The sequence below is a fragment of the Cupriavidus sp. GW822-FHT03E04 genome, assembly GCF_058801495.1.
Genome location: NZ_JBXANI010000007.1, coordinates 183,865 through 206,245 on the forward strand (window position 1 = coordinate 183,865; position 22,381 = coordinate 206,245).

General features: G+C 66.2%; 22 protein-coding genes. 12 read left to right on the plus strand and 10 right to left on the minus strand.

The window, feature by feature from the left end; all coding sequences use genetic code 11:
* Positions 1–3: 3 nt before the first annotated feature.
* From AC1RQC_RS11825 to cyoA, 5 genes are all read right to left on the minus strand, one after another.
* Positions 4–831 carry an SURF1 family protein gene (locus AC1RQC_RS11825; RefSeq protein ID WP_492883421.1) on the minus strand — a complete coding sequence of 276 codons (828 nt, stop codon included), beginning with the start codon at positions 829–831 and terminating at the stop codon, positions 4–6.
* Complete coding sequence (gene cyoD / locus AC1RQC_RS11830; RefSeq protein WP_492370526.1) at positions 828–1,241, minus strand: cytochrome o ubiquinol oxidase subunit IV; 414 nt, start codon at positions 1,239–1,241, stop codon at positions 828–830. The genes AC1RQC_RS11825 and cyoD overlap by 4 nt, the downstream gene beginning before the upstream one ends.
* Positions 1,238–1,894 carry a cytochrome o ubiquinol oxidase subunit III gene (gene cyoC, locus AC1RQC_RS11835; protein ID WP_492370527.1) on the minus strand — a complete coding sequence of 219 codons (657 nt, stop codon included), beginning with the start codon at positions 1,892–1,894 and terminating at the stop codon, positions 1,238–1,240. Before cyoC ends, cyoD begins: the two co-directional genes overlap by 4 nt.
* Positions 1,887–3,890: a cytochrome o ubiquinol oxidase subunit I gene (gene cyoB / locus AC1RQC_RS11840; protein ID WP_492370528.1), complete on the minus strand. Its 2,004-nt coding sequence runs from the start codon at positions 3,888–3,890 to the stop codon at positions 1,887–1,889. The genes cyoC and cyoB overlap by 8 nt, the downstream gene beginning before the upstream one ends.
* Positions 3,891–3,968: 78 nt before the next feature.
* The gene (gene cyoA, locus AC1RQC_RS11845; RefSeq protein WP_492370529.1) at positions 3,969–5,048 is read right to left on the minus strand and encodes a ubiquinol oxidase subunit II; all 1,080 of its coding nucleotides are present in this window, start codon (positions 5,046–5,048) and stop codon (positions 3,969–3,971) included.
* Between the two features lie 147 nt (positions 5,049–5,195).
* Between cyoA and AC1RQC_RS11850 the strand changes: the two genes are divergently transcribed.
* Entirely contained in the window at positions 5,196–6,542 is a 1,347-nt protein-coding gene (locus tag AC1RQC_RS11850; RefSeq protein WP_492370530.1) for an MFS transporter, read from the plus strand.
* A gap of 70 nt (positions 6,543–6,612) precedes the next feature.
* On the opposite strand, the gene AC1RQC_RS11855 is transcribed toward AC1RQC_RS11850, so the two are convergent.
* The 3 genes from AC1RQC_RS11855 to AC1RQC_RS11865 all read right to left on the minus strand — a co-directional run bounded on the left by AC1RQC_RS11855 (position 6,613) and on the right by AC1RQC_RS11865 (position 10,541).
* On the minus strand, positions 6,613–8,220 hold the full coding sequence (locus AC1RQC_RS11855) for an alpha/beta hydrolase family protein (RefSeq protein ID WP_492883423.1): 1,608 nt from the start codon (positions 8,218–8,220) through the stop codon (positions 6,613–6,615).
* Between the two features lie 196 nt (positions 8,221–8,416).
* Complete coding sequence (locus AC1RQC_RS11860) at positions 8,417–9,529, minus strand: CaiB/BaiF CoA transferase family protein (RefSeq protein ID WP_492370532.1); 1,113 nt, start codon at positions 9,527–9,529, stop codon at positions 8,417–8,419.
* Positions 9,530–9,536: 7 nt separating this feature from the next.
* Entirely contained in the window at positions 9,537–10,541 is a 1,005-nt protein-coding gene (locus tag AC1RQC_RS11865; RefSeq protein ID WP_492883425.1) for a Bug family tripartite tricarboxylate transporter substrate binding protein, read from the minus strand.
* Between the two features lie 91 nt (positions 10,542–10,632).
* Here AC1RQC_RS11865 and AC1RQC_RS11870 point away from each other — a divergent pair, with 91 nt between their 5' ends.
* The 4 genes from AC1RQC_RS11870 to AC1RQC_RS11885 all read left to right on the plus strand — a co-directional run bounded on the left by AC1RQC_RS11870 (position 10,633) and on the right by AC1RQC_RS11885 (position 14,708).
* Positions 10,633–11,664: a LysR family transcriptional regulator gene (locus AC1RQC_RS11870; protein WP_492883427.1), complete on the plus strand. Its 1,032-nt coding sequence runs from the start codon at positions 10,633–10,635 to the stop codon at positions 11,662–11,664.
* Positions 11,665–11,767: 103 nt separating this feature from the next.
* Positions 11,768–12,466, plus strand: a complete 699-nt coding sequence (locus tag AC1RQC_RS11875) for a YceH family protein (protein ID WP_492370535.1) — start codon at positions 11,768–11,770, stop codon at positions 12,464–12,466.
* Positions 12,467–13,348: 882 nt separating this feature from the next.
* A complete protein-coding gene (locus tag AC1RQC_RS11880; RefSeq protein ID WP_492826050.1) occupies positions 13,349–14,215 on the plus strand; it encodes an isocitrate lyase/PEP mutase family protein in 867 nt (288 codons plus the stop codon).
* Positions 14,216–14,345: 130 nt separating this feature from the next.
* The gene (locus AC1RQC_RS11885; protein ID WP_492370536.1) at positions 14,346–14,708 is read left to right on the plus strand and encodes a translation initiation factor Sui1; all 363 of its coding nucleotides are present in this window, start codon (positions 14,346–14,348) and stop codon (positions 14,706–14,708) included.
* 62 nt (positions 14,709–14,770) lie between these two features.
* On the opposite strand, the gene AC1RQC_RS11890 is transcribed toward AC1RQC_RS11885, so the two are convergent.
* On the minus strand, positions 14,771–14,947 hold the full coding sequence (locus tag AC1RQC_RS11890; protein ID WP_170301757.1) for a hypothetical protein: 177 nt from the start codon (positions 14,945–14,947) through the stop codon (positions 14,771–14,773).
* 445 nt (positions 14,948–15,392) lie between these two features.
* On the opposite strand from AC1RQC_RS11890, the gene AC1RQC_RS11895 reads away from it, so the two are divergent.
* The 7 genes from AC1RQC_RS11895 (at position 15,393) to AC1RQC_RS11925 (ending at position 21,064) form a co-directional block, all read left to right on the plus strand.
* Entirely contained in the window at positions 15,393–16,610 is a 1,218-nt protein-coding gene (locus AC1RQC_RS11895; RefSeq protein ID WP_492883429.1) for an amine dehydrogenase large subunit, read from the plus strand.
* Positions 16,607–17,230 carry a MauE/DoxX family redox-associated membrane protein gene (locus tag AC1RQC_RS11900; RefSeq protein ID WP_492808295.1) on the plus strand — a complete coding sequence of 208 codons (624 nt, stop codon included), beginning with the start codon at positions 16,607–16,609 and terminating at the stop codon, positions 17,228–17,230. The genes AC1RQC_RS11895 and AC1RQC_RS11900 overlap by 4 nt, the downstream gene beginning before the upstream one ends.
* A gap of 7 nt (positions 17,231–17,237) precedes the next feature.
* Positions 17,238–17,825, plus strand: a complete 588-nt coding sequence (gene mauD, locus AC1RQC_RS11905; RefSeq protein ID WP_492883431.1) for a methylamine dehydrogenase accessory protein MauD — start codon at positions 17,238–17,240, stop codon at positions 17,823–17,825.
* Between the two features lie 19 nt (positions 17,826–17,844).
* Positions 17,845–18,366, plus strand: a complete 522-nt coding sequence (locus AC1RQC_RS11910) for a methylamine dehydrogenase light chain (protein WP_492883433.1) — start codon at positions 17,845–17,847, stop codon at positions 18,364–18,366.
* Positions 18,363–18,818 (plus strand): c-type cytochrome, encoded by a 456-nt coding sequence (locus AC1RQC_RS11915; RefSeq protein WP_492883435.1) that lies wholly within the window; start codon positions 18,363–18,365, stop codon positions 18,816–18,818. The genes AC1RQC_RS11910 and AC1RQC_RS11915 overlap by 4 nt, the downstream gene beginning before the upstream one ends.
* 1 nt (position 18,819) lies before the next feature.
* Positions 18,820–19,305 carry a cytochrome C gene (locus AC1RQC_RS11920; protein ID WP_492883437.1) on the plus strand — a complete coding sequence of 162 codons (486 nt, stop codon included), beginning with the start codon at positions 18,820–18,822 and terminating at the stop codon, positions 19,303–19,305.
* Between the two features lie 301 nt (positions 19,306–19,606).
* Positions 19,607–21,064 carry an amidase gene (locus tag AC1RQC_RS11925; RefSeq protein ID WP_492883522.1) on the plus strand — a complete coding sequence of 486 codons (1,458 nt, stop codon included), beginning with the start codon at positions 19,607–19,609 and terminating at the stop codon, positions 21,062–21,064.
* 66 nt (positions 21,065–21,130) lie between these two features.
* On the opposite strand, the gene AC1RQC_RS11930 is transcribed toward AC1RQC_RS11925, so the two are convergent.
* Complete coding sequence (locus AC1RQC_RS11930) at positions 21,131–22,312, minus strand: XAC2610-related protein (RefSeq protein ID WP_492883439.1); 1,182 nt, start codon at positions 22,310–22,312, stop codon at positions 21,131–21,133.
* Positions 22,313–22,381: the final 69 nt, after the last annotated feature.

The following is a 22,381-nucleotide window of genomic DNA, read 5'->3' on the forward strand; positions in this document are numbered from 1 at the left end:
CGCCTACCGCGTACGCTGTCCCGGCTTGCCTTCACCCTGCGTATCACCGGCGCGCGACCGGCGATACGCCTCCCGCCCGGCGTAGACGGCACCAGCGGCAAACATCAGCGCCAGTGCAAACCAGGTGATCGCATAAACGAGGTGGTTGTTGTTGAACGTGATTACAGTCAGCCCGCCCACCGGCCAGGTGCGCTTGCTGGCGTCCCCGAGCGGCACAGCCGCGTCTGCATCGATGAAGTAAGGCGCCACGTTGCGCAGGCCGCGCGCGGCAGCAATGGCCGGCACATCGCGCGCGTACCAGCGCCCGGCCGCCGGATCGTTGGTGCGCAGAAAGCCGTTGCCTGGCTCGCTAAAGCGCAACAGGCCAGTGACGGTGGTCTCGCCGGTGGGGTCGCCCCCGCCGCGCTTGGCGCGCTCGCTCAGCTCAGGCGGCACAAAGCCACGGTTGACCAGCACCACATTGCCGTCCGCCGTGCGCAACGGCGTCACCACCCAGAAGCCGCCACCCAGCTCTGTGACGGCCTGCACCAGGGTCTCGCTGTCGTTCAGGAAGGTGCCGGTGAGCCGCACGCGGCGGTACTCGTCGGCGGCCTTGGTGAGCCGCGGCCACTGATCGGCGCTGGGCGCGGCCGTGGCGGGAGCATGCACACGCGCGTTCACGCGTTCGATGAGGTCGAGCTTCCACGCGCGGCGTTCGACTTGCCAGACACCAAGCGAAAGCAGCCCGGCTACCGCCACGATGGCGAGCAGGGAAAACGCCGCAAGCGCGCCGGTGGCGCGCTTGCGGGAAGGCGGGTTGGATTGGGCTACGCCCTGCTGCCGGGCCGTCAAGGCAGGTTCTTCATGTCGTGCATTGGCATCATGTTCTGGTCGAGGTGGAACATTACCCAAAGCGAGCCGCTCAGCGCGATGACCACCAGCACGATCGTGAAGATCAACGCCAGCATGGTCCATCCGCCCTCGGATCTCGCATTCATATGCAGGAAATATATCATGTGGACGACGATCTGCACCGCGGCGCAGCCCAGCAGGAACAACGCTGTGGTGCTGGATTTATCGAAAACCTTGGCCATCACCAGCCAGAACGGGATCGCCGTGAGGACCACCGCGAGCACGAAGCCCGTCATGTAACCCTTGAAGGTGCTATGGCTGACCTCGCCATCGTGTCCGTGGCCATGGTCGTCATGGCCATGGCCGTGGCCATGGGGATCGCCTGCAAGGGCATTGTCATGCGCGTTCATGGCAGCACTCCCATCAGGTAGACGAAGGTAAACACACCGATCCAGACCACATCCAGAAAGTGCCAGAACATGGACAGGCACATCAGGCGGCGCTTGTTCTCGGGGATCAGCCCGTGCTGCCCCACCTGCACCATCAGCGTGATGAGCCAGACGATGCCGACCGTCACGTGCAGCCCGTGGGTGCCCACCAGCGTGAAGAACGAGGACAAAAAGGCGCTGCGCTGCGGCCCCGCGCCGTCGTGGACGAGGTGCGCGAACTCGTAGAGCTCCAGGCTGATGAACGCCGCGCCCAGCAGGCCAGTGATGCCGAGCCAGATCAGGGTGGTGCGCACCTGCGCCTTCTGCATCTCCAGCACGGCAAAGCCGTAGGTGATCGACGACAAAAGCAGCATGGTGGTGTTCAGCGCCACCAGCGGCAGCTCGAACAGCTCGGCGCCCGTGGGGCCGCCGGCGTAGCGCCGCCCCACCACGCCGTACACGGCAAACAGGCTGGCGAAGATGAGGCAGTCGCTCATCAGGTACAGCCAGAATCCGAGCAACGTGCCGTTCTGCGCATGCACCTCGCTGGTCGCGTAGAAACGCAGCTCGCTCTGGCGCGTGGTGTCCGGCATGCGCACGTCGCCGGGGCCGTAGGGGGCGGTGGTATCAACCATGGCTGGCAAGCAGGCGTGTGCGCTCTGCCTCGGTGCGGACGACGTCGTCGGCTGGGACGTAGTAATCGCGCTTGTAGTTGAAGGTATGGCCGATCGCCACGACCAGGATGGCAGCGAAGGACACGATCACAAACAGCCACATGTGCCAGATCAAGGCGAAGCCGAGCACGGTGCTTAACCCAGCCAGGATGATGCCCGCGCTGGTGTTCTTCGGCATGTGGATCGGGATAAAGCCGTGCTGTGGCCGCTGGTATTGGTGCTCTTTCATCTGCCACCACGCGTCGTTGTCATGGATGATCGGGGTAAAGGCAAAGTTGTATTGCGGCGGTGGCGAGGAGGTCGACCACTCCAGCGTGCGGCCGTCCCACGGATCGCCCGTGGTGTCGCGCAGGGCTTCGCGCCGGCGGTAGCTGACCACCAGCTGGATCAGGAAGCAGCCGATGCCTAGCGCGATCAGGAACGCGCCGAATGCCGCCAGCTGGAACCAGATCTGCAGGGACGCATCCTCGAAGTGGCTCATGCGGCGGGTCACGCCCATCAGCCCGAGCACATAAAGCGGCATGAAGGCAACGTAGAAGCCAACCAGCCAGAACCAGAACGAGCATTTTCCCCAGAACGGATCCAGCCGGTAGCCGAAGGCCTTGGGAAACCAGTAGGTGATGCCGGCCATCAACCCGAACAGCACGCCGCCAATGATCACGTTATGGAAGTGCGCAATCAGGAAGAGGCTGTTGTGCAAGGAGAAATCCGCCGGCGGCACGGCGAGCAGCACGCCGGTCATGCCGCCGATCACGAAGGTGACCATGAAGCCGATGGTCCAGAGCATCGGCACCTCGAAGCGGATGCGCCCGTGGTACATGGTGAACAGCCAGTTGAACATCTTGGCCCCGGTCGGGATCGAGATGATCATGGTGGTGATGCCGAAGAACGAATTGACGCTGGCGCCCGAGCCCATGGTGAAGAAATGGTGCAGCCAGACCAGGTAGGAGAGCACCGTGATCACCACCGTGGCGTACACCATCGACGCGTAGCCGAACAAGCGCTTGCGGCAGAACGTGGAAACCACTTCCGAGAAGATGCCGAACGCGGGCAGCACCAGGATATACACCTCCGGGTGGCCCCAGATCCAGATCAGGTTCACGTACATCATGGCGTTGCCGCCAAGATCGTTGGTGAAGAAGTTGGTGCCTGCGTAGCGGTCGAGCGCCAGCAGGGCCAGCACGGCGGTGAGCACCGGGAAAGCGGCGATGATCAGCACGTTGGTGCACAGCGCGGTCCAGGTGAACACCGGCATCTTCATCATGGTCATGCCGGGCGCGCGCATCTTGACGATGGTCACGAGCAGGTTGATGCCCGATAACAACGTGCCCAGCCCGGCAACCTGCAAGGACCAGATGTAATAGTCCACGCCCACGTCCGGACTCTGCAGCACGCCCGACAGCGGTGGATACGCCAGCCAGCCGGTGCGCGCGAACTCGCCGACGAACAACGACATCATCACCAGCACGGCGCCGCCAACCGTCATCCAGAAGCTGAAGTTGTTGAGAAAGGGAAAGGCAACGTCGCGCGCGCCGATCTGCAACGGCACGACAAAATTCATGAGCCCGGTGACCAGCGGCATGGCCACGAAGAAGATCATGATCACGCCGTGCGCGGTAAAGACCTGGTCATAGTGGTGCGGCGGCAGGTAGCCCAGCGAATCGCCAAAGGAAACCGATTGCTGCAACCGCATCATGACCGCATCGGCAAAGCCGCGCAGCAGCATGACGATGCCTAGCACGACATACATGATGCCGATCTTCTTGTGGTCGATGCTGGTGAACCACTCGCGCCAGAGGTAGCCCCACGCTCGCAGGTAGGTCAGTGCGCCAACCAGCGCCAGCCCCCCGATCGCGACGGCCGCGAAGGTCGCCAGCAGGATGGGCTCGTGATAGGGGATTGCCTCCCAGGTGAGGCGGCCGAATACCAGTTGCGTCAGGTCGAGGTGCTCGGGCATTGTGTCACCAGGGCCGCAAGGGCGTTGTTTCAGGAATCGGGGAGCAGCGGGTCATTGTTGCAACGTCATTGGGCAATGTCATTGCGGCAACGTCCTGGCGGACGCCACACGGGGACCGTTGCCAATGCCGGCAGGGTCGCCTGCCGTGCAGATGGCGCCCAGGCTCGCGCCAGCAGCGCCGCGTTCGAGCGCCGCCACGTTGAGGGTCCGCGGCTTGTCCTTGCCCTGGCCCTGCCTCGCACTCATGGCCATGTCCTTGATGCAAGGCCGGTTGGCTTGCACGCAGCGGTTCAGGATCGCGTCGTACAAACCCGACGCCACGCTGGCGTAGCGCCTCACCGGCTCAAGCTCGCTGGGTTGCTCCAGCTGCAGGTAAGCGTCGCGCGTCAGGGCCCCGCCGCCGGCCTTGGCTTGCTGCACCCATCGCGCGAATTCCTCCGCGCTCATGCCATGGAACTTGAAACGCATGCCGGAGAAGCCCGCGCCGCTGTAGTTGGCGGAGAAGCCCTCGTAGACACCCGGCTGGTTGATCACCGCGTGCAGCTTGGTCTCCATGCCCGGCATGGCATAGACCTGCCCCGCCAGCGCAGGAATGAAGAAGGAGTTCATCACGGTGGACGCCGTGATCTTGAAGCGGATCGGCTGATCCACCGGCGCCGCCAGCTCGTTGACGGTGGCGATGCCTTGCTCGGGGTAGAAGAAAAGCCACTTCCAGTCCAGCGCCACCACCTCCACGGTGAGTGGCTCCATGGCCATGGGCACCGGGCGCCCGGCATCGATGCGGCTCAAGGACTGGTAGGGATCGAGCTTGTGCGTGCTGACCCAGGTCAACGCGCCCAGGGCGATGATGATCAAGAGCGGCGCGGCCCAGATCACCAGCTCCAGCAAGGTCGAATGGTCCCAGTCGGGCTCGTAGATGGCCTCCCTGTTGGCCTCGCGGTAGCGCCAGGCGAAGAGCAGCGTCAGCGCGATCACCGGCACGATGATCAACAGCATCAGCCCGGTTGAAATGATGATTAGATCACGCTGTCGGATCGCGAGATCCCCGGCCGGGGCTAGCAAGACAGCATTGCAGCCCGTCAGCAGCAGGATGGCAGCGAACAACAGACACCCGCGCGTCGCGTAGCGGGATGGCACTATCCGAATGCGAAATTGCATAGCCGTGGAAGTGATCGTTGGAACTACGCCGGTGGGCTGGCCGCGGAAACTCAACATTTCCTATGGCACTGTAGTCAAAGAAGTGCCATTCTTAAAGGAGTGACACAAAACGCCACCCCGAACAACGAGAGACGAGAGGGCCTGACGATGTCCAGCAGCAGCAGCAGCAGCGGCGTTGCGCACCAGCACCAGCCGTCACCGTCTTCCCCCACGCCCGCGCAAGACGCGGCGCACCGGGCGCAGGTGGCGCCAGCCGAGATCGCCGCCGGCGTCGTCATCGGGCGAGCGTCCGAGTATTTCGACTTCTTCGTCTACGGCATCGCCTCGGTGCTGATCTTCCCCAGCGTGTTCTTCCCGTTCGTCAGGCAACTGGAAGGGCTGCTGCTCTCCTTCACCATCTTTTCCTTCGCCTTCATCGCCCGGCCATTCGGGACCACCTTGTTCATGGCGATCCAGCACCGCTGGGGACGCAGCATCAAGCTGACGGCCGCGTTGTTCCTGCTGGGCACCGCCACGGCGGGCATGGCGTTCCTGCCGGGCTACGATGCGCTCGGCAACCACGCCATCGTCATCCTGGCGGCGCTGCGCATCCTGCAGGGCATTGCGCTGGGCGGCTCATGGGACGGGCTGCCATCGCTGCTGGCACTGAACGCCCCGGCGCACCGCCGCGGCTGGTACTCGATGCTGGGCCAGCTCGGCGCGCCGATCGGCTTTCTCCTTGCCGGCTCGCTGTTCCTCTACCTGCGCGCCAACCTGGATTTCGATGAGTTCCTGGACTGGGGCTGGCGCTATCCGTTCTACGTGGCGTTCGCCATCAACGTGGTCGCGCTATTCGCGCGCCTGCGGCTGGTGGTGACCCAGGAGTACACGCAGTTGCTTGAAGAAGGCGAGCTGGAGCCGATCAGCCCGGTGCAGATAATGCGCGCCCAGGGCTACAACCTGTTCATCGGTGCCTTCGCCGCACTGGCCAGCTACGCGCTGTTCCACCTGGTCACGGTGTTCCCGCTGTCGTGGGTCGCGCTGCACGCCACGCAGGACATCAATGACGTGCTGATCATCCAGATCATCGGCGCGGGGATCGCCATGGCGGCCACCATCGCCTCCGGCTGGATCGCCGACCGCATCGGGCGGCGCACCACGCTGGCGCTGATGGCAGTCCTGATCGGCATCTTCGGCCTGTTCGCGCCGTACCTGATGAACGGTACCCCGGCGCGGCAAGACCTGTTCATCCTGATCGGCTTCGGCTTGCTGGGCTTGTCGTACGGGCAGGCCGCGGGCGCTGTCACGGCAAACTTCGGATCGCGCTTTCGCTATACCGGCGCGGCGCTGACTTCCGATTTTGCGTGGCTGTTCGGCGCCGCCTTTGCGCCGCTGGTGGCGTTGGGACTGTCGGCGGAGTTCGGCTTGTTTGCCGTCAGCGGCTACCTGCTGTCCGGCGTGGCGTGCACGTTGCTGGCGCTGTGGATCAATCGCAAGATGGAAGCGCGCGACTGACCCGGCCACGACAAAACAAACGGCCAGTCATGCGCAATGACTGGCCGCTGTCTTTTCCGCGCCGCTTTGCTCAGAAATTCCCGAAGAACCCGCGCGCGGCGACCATGCAGAACGGCGCCACCAGGCTCCCGTGGTAGGCCTCGATCACCGCCGACGCACCGCCATCGGTCGCGCCCGCCGCCACCGCCTGCGCGGCGAGCGTAGCCTTGGCCAGCGCAAAGCCCTGCTTGATCGGGGCATACGGATCGGCAGGCCCGGCCACTGGCGCATCCACATCCAGCACCGAAGTCAGCCCCACCGGCACCTTGGCGTTGCGCCAGTAAGCCTGCTGCACGGTCGCGTTGAAGAAGAACACCGTCGGGTCGAAGCGACCGCCGCAAAGCTGCACCGGGGCACGCGGGATCCAGTTGCGCAAGTCATTGCGCTTGAACGCCTGGCGCAGCGGCGCAACCGGGTTGGCCGCCGGCGCCATCGCCACCGTGGTGTACGGGAACGCGCCATCCGGATTGACCAGCGCGTCTTCCAGCAGGCCGAGGCGGAAGCTGTTGCGCACCAGGTTGCCTTTGCCAAACCCGAGGGCAAAGATCGGCGTCAGCTCAGGCGGCGCCAGCGGGGGCGAAGTCGGCGGCGTCAGCGAGGCAAACTGCGCAGCCGGCGGATCGGGGTTGAAGAGCGCCGTGGCGGGCAATTTTCCGTTGCCGATCAGCGTGTCGATTGGTGTCACGCTCGGCAGGAGATCCTCGATGCCACGCGCGTAGGTTGCCTCAAACAGGTCGCCCGGCCTGCGGTAGATGTTGCCGTAGGCGTTCTGGTAGCTGGTCGCCACCAAGGTCGTGAAGATGGTGGAACCCACATCCACCTCACCCGCGATCAGCGCGTCCCCGGTGGCCGCCATGGCATAGGGCCCCGAACCTGTGGAAGCCGCCGTCACGTTGATGCCCGCCGCCTGAAGCGCGCGATGCGTGGCCATGGCAACGTGGCCGCCCTGCGAATATCCGGTGACAAAGAGCTTGCCATTCTCCCGCGCCGCCTTGCCCGAGTCCGCCCGGGCCAGCGCAACCCGTGCGGCCCGCAGCGAGTCGATCATGTCCGCCGATTGCTGCTGGGCATTCAGGTAGGGATGATAGGAAAGCTCGGAGCCGGCGTAACCCGCATAGTTGCTCGCCACCACGATATAGCCCTGCGCGGCATACATGGCCGCAACGCTGATGCCCTCCGAGGCGCCATCACCATTACCCGGGTCCTTCTGCGTCAGGTCCGCAAGGTTGTACTTGCGGTAGGTGGTGGTGCCATGCGCGTACATCAACGCCGGGCGTGGCCCACTGCATGCGCGCCCGCCGCTTGGAATCATCAGCGCGCCGCTCGCGGTGGTGGGCTCATTGGCGCCGCCGATGGTGCGGTAGCGGAAATAGACGATCTCCAGGTCGCACGCAGGGGTGCCAGCGACCTGCAATAGCTGGCGGCCTGAATCGCTCGCGTTGAGAACGCCGGCCAGCGCGGCCGCGCTCAGGCGCAGCGTGGTCCTGTGATCGAGAAGCTGGCCGCGACTACTGTTGTAGTTGTCGTTGCCATTACAACTGCCCCCGCTGCAAGAACTCGCCGATTGCGCATAAGCCCCCGCGCTCAGCGCCAGACACGTCAAGCCCGCAAAGCCCGCCTTCGCCATGGTCAATCGCATCTTCCATCCCCCCGCCTGTGGACTACGTCAGTTAGCCTGATCCACACAATTAGCGGAGTGTAGGTAAACGGATCAACCACCCGCCAGCCTTATAGCGCACGATCTCGTATTGTGAAAAAGGGATGAACTGGTCATGATGCCCATTCATCCCGAGGGTCAAGACCGGTAACGCGCGGTTGCAGCCAAGCGGCCCGGCCTAGTGCCCGGTGCGCACCCGGAAGCCCAGCCCCGGCGACACCACGGCGGCATCGCCATCGCGCAGCTCGATGGTTTCCAGGCTGCCGTTGTCCCGGGATTCAGCGGCAAACTCTGCGATGTTGCGCAGGCGCGCGGCCGGAATGCCGCACGCGCTAAGCCGCGCTTCCAGCTCCGCGGCCAGGCCATCGGCCAGCGCGGCGGCGAGCGCCGCCTTGAGCGCGCCCGGATCGAGCGAGCGCACAAAGGCAGGCAGGCCGTTGCGTTCCAGCGGCGGATTGAACAAAGCGGGATCCCGCGCCAGATGGCCAAGGCCCAGCGCTTCGAGCAATGCCAGCAACTGGCCTGGCGTGTTCGCGCCGATGGCCAGCCAGCCATCGCGCGTGCGGAAGAAATCGGCGGAGGGGCTGCCGGAGTAACCCTGGTTGCCCTGCCGGGGCGGCGTGGCCCCGCGTGTGAGCGCGTCGCAGGCCATGGGGTACATCAGCTGCATGCCGGCGCTGGCCATGGAGATATCGAGCAGCATGCCGCGCCCGGTGCGCTCGCTGTCGCGTACACCGGCAAGGATGGCGAAGGCGGCGAGCAGCCCCGTGGCGGAGTCGATGACCGGGAACCCCGTCTTGATGGGCGGGTCGCCCTCGTTGCCCGCCATGTAGGCCATGCCGGTGGCGGCCTGCACCACGTGGTCATAAGCGGGCCGGCCGCGCCATGCCGGCGCGCCGCGCCCAAAGCCGGAGATGCTGCAATAGACCACGCGCGGATTCAGCGCAAGCACGGCCTCGAAGCCGAGCCCGAAGCGCTCCAGCACGCCCGGCCGCAGGTTGTCGACGAAGACATCGCAGGTGGTGGCGAGCTCCAGCGCATGCTGGCGCCCTTGCTCGCTGCCAAGGTCGAGGGCAAGCGACGACTTGCCAGCGTTGAGCGCCACGAAGCCCTCGCGGCCCCGTCCGGCGCGGCGCATGACATCGCCGCCGTTGGCGTTTTCCACCTTGGTCACGTCGGCCCCGAGCTGCGCCAGCAGGAAGGTGGCGAAGGGACCGGCGATGACGTGCGAGAAATCGAGCACGCGGATGCCCGCGAGCGGGGTGAATGAATGGGTAGCGGTGACAGGCATGGCAAGCTCACTCGATCGTGATGTGGTTTTTCTCGATCACCTGCCGCATCCTGGCGGTTTCCTCGGCGACAAGGCGGGTGAAGGATTCGGGCGTGGGGCTCGGTTCGATGAGCGCTCCCGTCTCGGCATAGAAGCGGCGCAGCCCGGGATCCGCCAGTGCCTTCAGCATGGCGGCATGCAAGCGCGCCACCAGGGGCTTCGGCAGGTTTGCCGGGGCCCAGATGCCACTCCAGGAATCCAGCGTGAGATCGCTGCGCCCAAGCGCCTCGTTCAGGGTCGGCACGTCTGGCAGCCCGGGGATCCGCTGCGCCGAGGTCACGGCGAGCGCGCGCACCTTGCCGTTGCCGATCTGCGGCACGGCGGTGGCCGCTACCGGAAAGCCGAATTGCGTGTCGCCCTTGATCAGCGACGGCACGATCTCCACCGAGCCCTTGTAGGGGATATGGACCACGTTGATGCCTGTCGCCGATGCAAAGGCCGCGCCGCAGATATGCGCGGCCGAGCCGATGCCGCCCGATGCATAGTTCAGCGAGCCGGGCGAGCGCCGCGCGGCGGCCACCAGTTCGCCCACGGTGCGGTACGGCGAATTCGCCACCACCACCAGCACGGCGGGGCTGACGCCGATGCGGATCACATGGGTGAACGCCGCCGGATCGAACTTGACGAATGGCTGCAAGAGTTTCTGCGCGACATGGGTGGAGGCGCCCAGCAGCAAGGTGTAGCCATCGGCCGGCTGCTGCGCCACGGATTCGGCGGCAAGGATGCCTGCCGCGCCCACCTTGTTCTCCACCACAACGGGCTGGCCAAGCTCCCTGCCCAGCACTTCGGCCAGCTTGCGCGCCTGGATATCCGGGCCGCCGCCAGCGGCATACGGCACCACCAGGCGAATCGGGCGGCTGGGGTAGTTGTCCGCGGCAAACGCCGAAGCCGGCAGGCCGGATGCTGCCGCAACGGGCAACGTCAGCAGGGTCCGCAGCATCAGGCGACGCGTGCGGCGGGTGGATGCAGGCATCTCAGGTCTCCTTTCTGGTTTTGCCCGATTGTCACGCCGCGCCATCATTCGAGACAATGATCCAGTTCTTATGAATCCATCAGGATTGGTTATGGCAACGGTTTCCCCTTCGCGCGTGGCTGCGGCGCGCGCCGCCCATCCGAATCGGATCGACCGCCTGCGTATCCGCCATCTGCGGCTGCTGGACCTGGTGGCGCGAACCGGCTCCCTGACCGCTGCCGCCGAGGTCATGCACATCAGCCAGCCGGCGGTGACCAAGATGCTGCAGGAGCTGGAGCAAGCCTTCGGCTGCACGCTGATCGAGCGCACTACGCGAGGCGGCCGCCTGAGCCCGGCGGGCGAGCGCGCGCTGGAGCGCCTGCGCATTGCGCTGGGCGCCCTGGATGCGGCCAGCGAAGCCCTGGCGGCCCGGCCGGAGATCCCGCTGGTGCGCATGGGCGTGCTGCCGCTGGTCGGGGTCAACGTGCTGCCAAGGCTGGTCGCCACGCTGAGCCAGCAAGGTGTGCTGCCGCGCTTGCAGGTTAGGGAGCACACCGTCAGCGGCCTGCTCGGGCTGCTCGCCAGTGGCGAGCTCGACTGCGTCATAGGGCGGCTGGAAACCGATCATCCCGCGCAATCGCGGGAACGGCTGGACATCACGCCGCTATGGGATGAACACCTGGCCATTGCCTGCGCGCGGGACCACCCCCTGGCCAGGCGCCGCGAGGTAAGCCTGCCGGCGCTGCATGAAGGGCCTTGGATCCTGCCGCCGCGCGGCACTCACACGCGTGAGATCTTCGAGCAGCCGTTTCTCGATAGCGGCCGGTTGCCGCCCGTGCCGCATATCGAATCGATCTCATTTCACAGCAGCTTGTCGATGGTTGCCGCGAGTGGCTTCCTGACGGTTGCGCCGGCCAGCGCCGTGCGCCACTACGGCGAGACGTCCATGGTGCGCCAGGTGCGCTTGCGCACGCCGTTCGCCTCCGGGCGGATGGTGTTCATTACCCAACGGGATGCAGCAGTTGCGCCGGCGGTCACCTTGATCGCCAACGCCCTGCGGCAAGCCGGCAACCCTTTGGGGCGCGCCGGATGGGCGCCGGATGGGCGCCAGGTTCACGCAAACTCACATTGCCCCGCCCCCTGACCGGATATCATATGCCCACCAAACAAGGCGCTCCCGGCCGGCCCACGATCAGCGGATCCGCGCATCGGCCCGGGGCAAGCAGCTTCACCTAGCGATACCACTCATGAATCCCAATCCCGACACCCCCGCACGCCCGGCCATCCGTTCCCTGACGCAGCTTGAAGGGCGCGTGCTGGCCGTGCTGGTCGAAAAGCAGCACACGGTGCCGGACACCTATCCGCTATCGCTCAACGCGCTGACATCCGGCTGCAACCAGAAGACCGCGCGCTCACCGGTGATGAATGCCTCCGAGGCCGAGATCCTCACCGCCATCGATGGCCTGAAACGCCTGAGCCTGGCCATGGAAGGCAGCAGCAGCCGCGTGCCGCGATTCGAGCAGAATATGAAACGCGTGCTGGGCGTGCCGAGCCAGTCGGTCGCGTTGCTCACCACGCTGCTGCTGCGCGGGCCCCAGACGGCCGCGGAGCTGAGGCTGAACTCCGCGCGCCTGCACGCCTTTGCCGACATCTCGTCGGTCGAGGTGTTCCTGGAAGAGCTGGCCGCCGCCGAGCCACCCTTTGTCGTCAAGCTGCCGCGTGCTCCCGGCGGACGCGAAAACCGCTGGATGCACCTGCTGTGCGGCGAAGTCAGCGTCGATGACATCGCCGAGCGCGGCGGTGCCGACGACAACATCTCGCCCTCCGAATTCGAGTCGCTCAAAGCCGAGCAAAAGGAACTGGCGGAAAAGGTGAACCGGCTTCAGGCGCTGGTGGAGCGCATGGCGGGCGAACTCGGCATTGCGATCGACAAAGCGGCGCTTTAGTCGCGAGCGCAGGCGCGGGGAGAGCGCATTCTGCAGCCAGTGGAAATGTGCCGGGTAATCTATTTTTCGCCCAGACCGTCCGCGAACCCGCTGGAGCCTGAAACCGAATGGCCGCGGTGCCCGCCGCGCGCGGTTCCCAGCCTGTCGACGCGCCACAACAGATGTCGTTGGCCCGATTAGTGCTTGCGCGTATGATCGGGCATGGATGCTCCCTATTCACCGCGAGGCCGCAAACCAGATTGTCACGGCTTCGCCAAGCTCCCATGGCGCAGCCTTCCAGGGCAGACCAGGACACTACGCTGTCACAAATCTGTCCTTGAATGGCAGCCATACTTTGCAGTCCAAACACGTTGAGGCCTTTGACGATGCGCGTGACGATTCGCACCATTACCATTCCAGGAAGCCAAGGCCGGGCCGCCCTTCACCAGGCCGTTGTGTATGCCACGACGGAACAGGAGGCTGCACCACTCATGACGAGTGACTGGAGCCAGCGCGAGCCTGAAGTCTTCATGGCTGCCCAGACTTGGGCAAGACGCAATACCTACATCGTTTCGAATCCCCGCACTGGTGCGTTTTACGGGAGCCCTGCCGGGCGCTAGGCAGCGCCATCGACAGTGCGCAAGGGGGCGCCGCACAAGCGCCCCACCGTCAAGCACCCGGGCCCGATGCAGACATTGCGTGCCTTGCGAGCGCCTTCAACGAAGGCCCGGGCATCTTTCGCTCTGACACTTTCGCCCCCTAATGTATGGACATGGCGCACATCGCGCCAGTGGCTGAGCGCTCGCTCGTTATTCGCTATCATGCCGCACCACATCCCCTCGAAGGGCAAGCACCATGCCGGCGTTTTCCGCGCCGGCCATGGGCCGCCACACCGCAAAAAAAATGACAACTCCATCCCTCGCCGAGCGCCTGCGCCAACCGCGCGTGCTGCTGGTGCCCGGCGTCTACGACGCGTTCTCGGCGCTGGTCGCCGCGCAAGCGGGATTTGAAGCGCTCTACCTGTCTGGCGCCGCCGTGGCCTACACGCAGCTCGGGCGCTCGGACGTGGGCCTGACCACCGCCACCGAGACGGTGGATATCGTCGGCAGGATCACCGACCGCGTCGACCTGCCGCTGATCGTCGACGCCGATACCGGCTACGGCAATGCGCTCAACGTGATACGGACCGTGCGCACGCTGGAACGCGCCGGCGCGGCCATGATCCAGCTCGAAGACCAGACCTTTCCCAAGCGCTGCGGCCATCTGGACAACAAGCGCGTTGTCACAGCAGCCGAGATGTGCGGCAAGCTCAAGGCCGCGCTGGACGCGCGCGCATCGTCGCGAACCCTGATCCTGGCCCGCACCGATGCGGTGGCCATCGAGGGACTGGACGCGGCGATCGAGCGCGCCGAGGCCTATGTGGCATGCGGAGTCGACGCGCTGTTTATCGAGGCCTTGCGCACCGAGCAAGACATGGCTCGCGTCTGCGCGCACTTTGCCGGGCGCATTCCCTTGCTGGCCAATATGGTGGAGGGCGGCAAGACGCCAGTGCAGAGCGCCGCCGAACTCGCCGGCCGGGGCTTTCGCATCGTGATTTTCCCCGGTGGCGTGGTGCGCTTCATCGGCGCGCAGATGAAGCGCTACTACGGCAGCCTGCTCGAACATGGCACCACCGCGCCGATGCGCGATGCCATGCTGGATTTCGACGGGCTGAACGGCGTCATCGGTACGCCGGAGCTGATCGCGCAGGGGCAGAGCTACGGTGAGTGAGCCACGGCTGTTGGCGAGGGCAGCAAGCGGCACCTGAAATGCGCCGTCGCCCTCTTGCAGGCGCCGCGCGCTTGTCGTACGCTGCCTGCCCCGGGCTGCGCCAGCCAGCCCGTCACCCGGAACGCCTGTCATGTCTCACCCGAAACCCGCCAGCTCGCTGGTCTACTCCACCGAACACGGCCGCATGTGCCCCGGCTGCGGCCATGCGCTGGCGGCCTGCACCTGCGGCAAGGCGCGGCCGGTCGTGCAAGGCGACGGCATCGTGCGGGTGTCGCGGGAGACCAAGGGCCGCAAGGGCAAGGGAGTGACGCTGGTGCGCGGCGCGGCGCTGGACGCGCTGTCGCTGGCGCAATTGGGCAAGGAACTGAAGGCCGCCTGTGGCTCGGGCGGCACCGTCAAGGACGGTGTGATCGAAATCCAGGGCGACCACTGCGACACGGTAGTGGAGAAACTCAAGCAGCGCGGGATGACCGTCAAGCGGGCCGGCGGCTAAGCGCCCCTGGGCCGCGCGTCAACAGGCCGTGAAAGGCCTTGATCAGCCTCTTAGCCAGCCTCCTAGCGGGTGCGCTGCTTGTAGACGATGGTGCCGTCGGACTTGCGCTGGGGCACGACCGGGTTGCGGGAGTTGCACACCGGACAGCGAAACAGCGGGCCCTGGCCTTCGTCCTTGACCGTGACGTCCTTGGGGTCCCAACGCGTCTGGCACGACTGGTTCTGGCAGGTATAAAACATCTTCATTCTCCGTATTAGGCGCGGATCGTAGCATGGTGGCAGCCTCAGCCCGTTCTGGCGCCGCTGCGCAGCCGCTTTTGCTGCCGCTTTTGCCGCCCCGGCTGCACCGCCTTCGCCCTCTTCATCCCCACTGGCCATTCTGCTCCGTTTCCGAAAACGGATAAGCCTGCGCCTTGGCGTTTACCCCCTGGCATGGCGCTGCGTGCACAGCAGCAGTGCAGGTTCGCCCTGAAGCCTGATGGCGCGCACCGCCGGCAGGCGCACCCGCCGTGGCATGTGAGCGCCAGGCACCGCAAGCCGCCATGACGGCACACGCCGGCGTGCCGCGCAGCCCGGCCGGCATTGGTGAATATCCCCGTGCCGCCGTTGCCGATTTCGGATAACGCCCGCGCGCCCCCGTTCGTAGACTGGCCCCATTGCAAAGCGCATCCCAAGGAGCCATCCAGTGAACGAGGTAAGCACCAGGGCCATCACCCGACGGCCCGGCGTGGTACGCAGAGTAGCCGCAGCGACGATGTTGAGCGTGCTAGCCTTGCCAGCGGCCGCCGCCCCCAATGCCAGCGATGCCGCCAGCACCGCCGAACTGCAGCCGGAAACCCTCTCCGTGCAACCGCTCGCGCCAGCCGACGATGGCCGGCTCTATATCTCCGATGTGGCGTTCAAGCACATGGTGGACGGGCGCCTGCACGTGGTGGACGGCAAGCGCATGCGCTACCTCGGGCTGGTGCCCACCGCGTTCGGCGGCCAGAGCGTGCTGTCCCCGGACAAGCGCACGCTGTATGTGATCTCCACGTTCTACACGCGGCTCGCGCGCGGCGAGCGGGCTGATGTGGTGAGCCTGTATGACACCGCCACGCTGGCCTACCGCAGCGAGATCGTGATCCCGCCCAAGCACGCACAGTCCCTGAACTACCGGGGCATCGCCGCGGTATCCGCCGACGGCCATTTTCTTTATGTGCAGAATGCCACGCCCGCCACCTCGGTCAGCATCGTCGACCTGCAGGCTGGCAAGTTCGTGGCGGAGGCACAAACCCCGGGCTGCTGGGGCATATTTGCCACCGAGGCGTCCAGCCAGCGTTTTCGCACCCTGTGCAGCGACGGCACGATGCTGACGGTGACGCATGACGCCGCCGGCCAGCCCAGCGGGCAAAAGCGCAGTGCGCGCATGTTCGATCCCGATGCTGATCCGGTCTTCCTGCACAGCGAGCGCGTGGGCAACACGCTGACCTTCGTGTCCTTCAACGGCAACGTCTATAGCGCGGATCTCGCGGGTGAGACGCCAGTCTTCGCGCAGCCCTGGCCCGTGGTGGACGCGGCGGACCGCAAGGCGGGCTGGAAGCCGGGCGGCTACCAGTTGTTCGCGCTGCACGCGGCCACGGGCCGCCTGTACCTGGGCATGCATCCGCGCAGCAAGGAGGGATCGCACAAGACCCCCGCCGCCGAGATCTGGACCATCGACCTGGCGCAGCACAAGCGCATCGCCCGCGCGCCGGGGCAGAACGCGCTGGCGCTCACCATCACGCAAGGGCCGCAGCCGACGCTGTATGTGCTGGACGCCGCCAGGGCCGGCGTGGTGTCACTGGACCCGGCCCGGAGCCTCAAGCCCGTGGCGCGCCTGGACCAGGTGGCGGAGAACGCGGTGCAGCTGGAGCTGCATCAATGAGCGCCGCCGCCGTGGTCTCCGACGTGCTGCGCGATCCGGTCGTGGCAGCGGCATGTTCCGCCGCTGCCGCACTGGTACTGGCGCACGCCCTGTGGCCCAAGCTGCGCGACTTCTCCGGCTTCTGGGGCGCCGTCAGCGCCTACCGGCTGGTGCCCGACGCATGGTCGCGCCCGGTTGCGCTTGCCTACCTGGGCGCCGAGACGGCCAGCGTGGCGGCGCTGGTTGCCGCGCCGCTGCACCCGGGCGCGGCGCTGCTGGCGGCATGCGTGGTGGCGGCAGCCAGCGGTGCAGTGGGCATCAACCTGCTGCGCGGGCGGCGCGACATCCGCTGCGGCTGCGGCAGCGACGCCGACAACCTGCGGCTATCCCACGGCCTGCTGCTGCGCAACCTTGGCTTGCTCGCGGTGCTGGTGCTGGCCGCGATCGCTGCTGCCGGACTGGCGGCGGGCACGGCACCCCGGGCGTTCAACCTGCTCGACACCCTCGCCGCCGGCTTCTGCGCGCTCGCGCTGTTGCTGCTCTGGCTCGGCGCCACGCAATTGCTGGTCAATGCCGACCGCGCTGCCCACCGCACCGGCCACCGGGCTTCCAGCCACCCTACGCATTCCCCCCTCTCGTGAGACTCCCATGACTGCCCTTGTGATTGCCAATATCGTGCTGTGGATCGCCGTGCTGGCGCTGCTCTTCGGTTTCTATGCCCTGGCCCGCCAGGTCGGCATCCTGTTCGAGCGCGTCGCGCCGATGGGCGCGCTGGTGATCGACGCCGGCCCACGCGTGGGCGAGGCGCTGCCGCCCTTTGCCTTGCAGGATGTGCGCGGCGGCCCGGTGGCGGTGGGCGGCGCGCAGCCGCGCAGCACGCTGCTGTTCTTTCTCTCGCCGACCTGCCCGGTCTGCAAGAAGCTGCTGCCGGTACTCAAGTCGATGCAGGCCAGCGAGGCTGGCTGGCTGCGCGTGGTGCTCGCCTCCGACGGCGAACAGCCCGAGCACCTGGCCTTCCTGCGCCAGGCAGGGCTGGAAGCCTTCCCCTATGTGCTATCGCCCGAGCTCGGCATGCACCTGCAGATCGGCAAGCTGCCGTACGGCGTGCTGATGGACGAGCGCGGTACGCTGCGCGCCAAGGGCCTGGTGAATTCGCGCGAGCAGCTGGAGAGCCTGTTCACCGCGATGGACCTTGACGTGGGCTCGGTGCAGCAGTTCCTGGAAACGCGTGCCTGAAGGCAGGGAGAGAAAACCCATGTGGATTGACCGATTTTTCGAACACCAGACCCGGCGCGCGGCGCAGCGCACGGGCCGGCGCAGCGTGCTGGCCACGCTCGGCAAGGTCATGGTGGGGACGATGGCGCTGCCGGTGCTGCCCTTCGACCGCAGCGCGCACGCGGCGGGAGCACACGGCCGCAAGGCCGCCGGCGCGCAAGCGCAGGACGAAACCGCCTGCGACTACTGGAAGTACTGCGCGGTGGATGGCTTTCTGTGCGCATGCTGCGGCGGCACTTCCACCTCCTGCCCGCCCGGCACCGAGCCCTCGCGCGTGTCGTGGGTCGGCACCTGCCACAACCCGGCCGACGGCAGGAACTACATGGTCAGCTACAACGATTGCTGCGGCAAGACCACGTGCGGGCGCTGCGAGTGCAACACCAACGAGCGCGAACGGCCGGGCTACCGGCTGGGCGTGCACAACGATGTGAACTGGTGCATGAGCAACGACAGCACCATGTTCCATTGCACCACCTCGATCATTCTCGGAGTCCAGGAATGAAGCGGTCTCTCTCACATCTAGCGCTGTGCCTGGCATGCGTGGCGCCTGCAAGCATCGCCCTTGCCGAGTCGCTGGTTGACCAGGGCAAGGCCTTGTTCGGCACGCACTGCGCCGCTTGCCACAATGCCGATGCCTCCGGCATCGCCGGCGTGGCGCCGCCACTGGCCGGCGCGCTGCGCGAGCGGCTCGCCACGCCGGCGGGCCAGGACTACCTGGCCAATGTGCTGACCCACGGCCTCGCTGGCCCGATCCAGTCGCAGGGCCAGTCGTTCAACGGCGTCATGCCCAGCTTCGCCACACTGCCGGATGCATCGCTGGCCGCCGTGCTGTCGTGGCTGGCGGTGAGCAACGGCGCGCCCGAGCAGGCCGTGAACACCGATACGCTGGCCCGCGCACGCGCCGAGCGCAAGACCCCGGGCGCCGTGCGCAAGCTGCGCGAGGCGGGGCAGTAGCATGGCATCGCGCAGAGCACGCACCTTGCGCGCGGCCGCGCGGCGCGGGCTGTGCCTGCTGGCGCTGGCCACGCTGGCCACGACCGCAAGCGCACAGGCCGAGCTGCGCCACGCGCGCGACAACTACCTGCTGCACTGCTCCGGCTGCCACCAGCCCGATGCGCGCGGCAAGCCCTCGGCCGGCATCCCCGACATGCGCGAGACCGTGCCCTTGCTGCTTGCCACGCCGGCCGGGCGCGCGTTCCTGATCCAGGTGCCAGGCACCTCCGCCTCAGCCCTGAGCGACGCAGAGATCGCAGGGCTGATGAACTGGCTGATGCCCGCGCTCACCGGCCACAACGACGTGCAGGCGTTCAGCACCGAGGAGGTGGGCCGCTATCGCCGCCAGCCGCTCGACGACGTGAGCGCGCACCGCGCGGCGATCCTGGGCAGTGGCGCAACGCCGACGCCCGACAAGACCGCCCGCGCGAGCGCCGGGCCAATGTGACAAACTCACGCAAACAAATACGCGGGACAAAAAAACCGGAACAAGGAACGACACGATGACCCCCACAGGCAACACAGACCGTGACCGTGATAGCGGCAATGCGCGCAACGCCGTCAATGGCCCCGCCCCCGGACAACCTTCGCGGCGCCATTTGCTGGGCCACCTGGCAGGCGCCACGCTAGCCGGCATCGCCGCGGGCGTCGCTGCCAGCAGCGCCAGCGCGGCGCCTCCCGCCGGCAAGAATGGGGCACCGGACGCATCCGGCCCCACCACCACGGCTGGCGGCCCGAATCCCATCGTCATGATGCCGGCCTGGCAACTCTCGCGCGAGATCCATGCCCGCAGGCTGTCGGCCCGCGAAGTCATGGCGGCCTACCTGGACCACATCGCACGGGTGAATCCCGGCGCCAACGCCATCGTCGCGCTGCGTGAGCCCGAAGTGCTGCTGCAGGAAGCCACCGCCTGCGACCAGGCCCTCGCCGCCGGCGGCTCCGCCGGCTGGATGCACGGCATGCCGCAAGCCCCCAAGGACCTGGCGCTCACGCGCGGCATCCGCACCACCTTCGGCTCACCCATCTTTCGGGACAACGTGCCCACGACGGACGCCATCATCGTGGAGCGCGCCCGCGCCGCCGGCGCCGTGCTGCTCGGCAAGACCAACACGCCGGAGTTCGGCCTGGGCTCGCAAACCTTCAACCCTGTCTACGGCGCCACCCGCAATCCCTATGACGCCAGCCGCACCGTCGGCGGCAGCAGCGGCGGCGCGGCCGCCGCGCTGGCGCTGCGCATGCTGCCGGTAGCGGATGGGAGCGACTTCGGCGGCTCGCTGCGCAACCCTGCCGGCTTCTGCAACGTCTATGGCATGCGCCCCAGCGCCGGGCGCGTGCCCTACGGCCCGGCCCCGGAAGTCTTTATCCAGCAACTCGGCTACGAAGGGCCCATGGCACGCACCGTCGCCGACGTGGCCCTGCTGCTGGCCACGCAGGCCGGCCCCGATGCGCGCACGCCGCAGGCACTCGCGCAGGACCCGGTGCTGGCCACGCTCACCCCGGCCAATGTGGCCGACGTGCTGAAGACCAACCTCAAGGGCAAGCGCGTGGCTTGGCTGGGCGACTGGGACGGCTACCTGCCCATGGAAGCCGGCATCCTGCCGCTGTGCGAGGATGCCCTCAACACTTTTCCGGCCTTTGGCGTGCAGGTGGAAGCCATCAAGCCCCCGTTCTCGCCGGAACGGCTCTGGAAGACCTGGCTGGTGCACCGTCATTTCCTGGTCGGCAACGGCATGCTGCCCTTCTACCAGGACCCGTCCAAGCGCGCGCTGCTCAAGGACTCCGCGATCTGGGAGATCGAAGGCATGCTCAAGCTCAGCGCAAGCGACATCTACGCCGCCAGCATGGAGCGCAGCGCCTGGTATCAAGCGCTGCTAGGCGTGTTCAAGCAGTTCGACTACATCGCGGTGCCGACGGCGCAAGTCTTCCCATTCGATGTGAACCAGCCCTGGCCGAAGCAGATCGCCGGCCGCGAGATGGATACCTATCACCGCTGGATGGAAGTGGTGTTTCCCTGGACGCTGTCGGGATGTCCGGCAATCAGCGTGCCGGTGGGATTTGGGCCGCAGGGGTTGCCAATGGGGATGCAGTTGATTGGGCGGCCGCGGGACGACTTGTCGGTGTTGCGCCTGGCGCGGGCCTATGAAGAAGAGCGGGATTGGGTGGGCAAGCGGTTGCCGTCGGCGATGATGGGGTCAAGGACCGCTTGAGGATTGCGTATTCAACTGGCCATCCCGCAAACCGCAGGCGGGGTGCGCCACGCCGCCTCTGCTGTATCAGCGCTCCGGCTTTGTTCGTCGTGTCTGGTAATTCAGCTTCCCATTGCGCGAGCGGGAGTCGGTGACGATCTGCGACAGTCCCGACAAGGTCTCATCAAAAACGAACCGTCGCCGGGCGGCGTCGAACAAGAAGAAATTCTCGGTGCTGTTCGGCCCGGCACCTCCCGACATGCCAAAAATCGCAATGTCCGGATGGCCGTCGAAATTGGCGTCGACCACGCGCAAGGCGTCCGCGGGCGCCGCAAAGCCGGGATCGGAATCGAAGTCACGAATGACCTGAGTACGAACGCTGGATTTCCGATCGATGATTTCAATGGCGACCGCGTGCGGAGAGTCGGATGTGAGCTCGCCTTCGATAAATGCGACGCGAAACAGGAAATTGCGCGTTCTGGCGCGTTGCGCAACCCAATTCACCGCGACAGCATCGTCCCGGTCGACCCAGCCGTGGGTGATCGAGCCGTCCCGCCCGACGCGCTCGATTTCGTACCATTGCGCATCCGTGGAGAGGACAGGAACATAAGTCCCCGCGTCGAGACGGGTCAGGATCGTCTCACGATCGGCTCGGGCAAACAGTGGCACCGCCTTGGTGAGATACAAGATTGTCTGGTAAGGCCGGACCCTGTCGAGGGCAAAGCGATCCGCGTAGTAAGCCATCTCATAATGGTTGACCCCCTTGCCATACGCCTCGGGGCTGCATACGCCAAGCGCGCAAGCGCCGACCTCGTCGGCCGTTGGCTTGCGTTGCGGCCGAATGGTCTCGGTGCTCAGGTACGTCTTCCTGGGCTGCCAGGTCACGGTGAACGCCGCCGCCGTCCGCTGTTTCAGCAGTGCCTCAGACTCGTTACTGATGTTGGTTCGGCAGAACGGCTGGGATGCCGAGTAGTCGTTCCAGCCCGGAAAGGCGTAGGCCACGCATAGCTTGTTCGCGGAGTTCACGTCGGTCCTGTAGTTTCTGTAGTCCTTGTCTACAAGAAAGTGCACCCTGTTGCCGCCCGAACCGGGTTCGTGCGACACCACCGCATAGGTGATATCCGCCGACTTGGGCAGGGCGTGCTCGAAACGCTCCTTGAAGCGGCTTGTCTCGGCTTCCGGCACTCTGTTGGGCGGGCTCAGATAGGAGTCTGGCTCGACACGATAAATGCCTGGCGCCAGGAAGTCAGTCGCGAAAGCCGAATGCATGCACGCGAGAGCAAGGGCCAGAGCGGCGGAAGCGGCAGAAGTGGCCTTATAGCGAATGGGGAGTAGCAC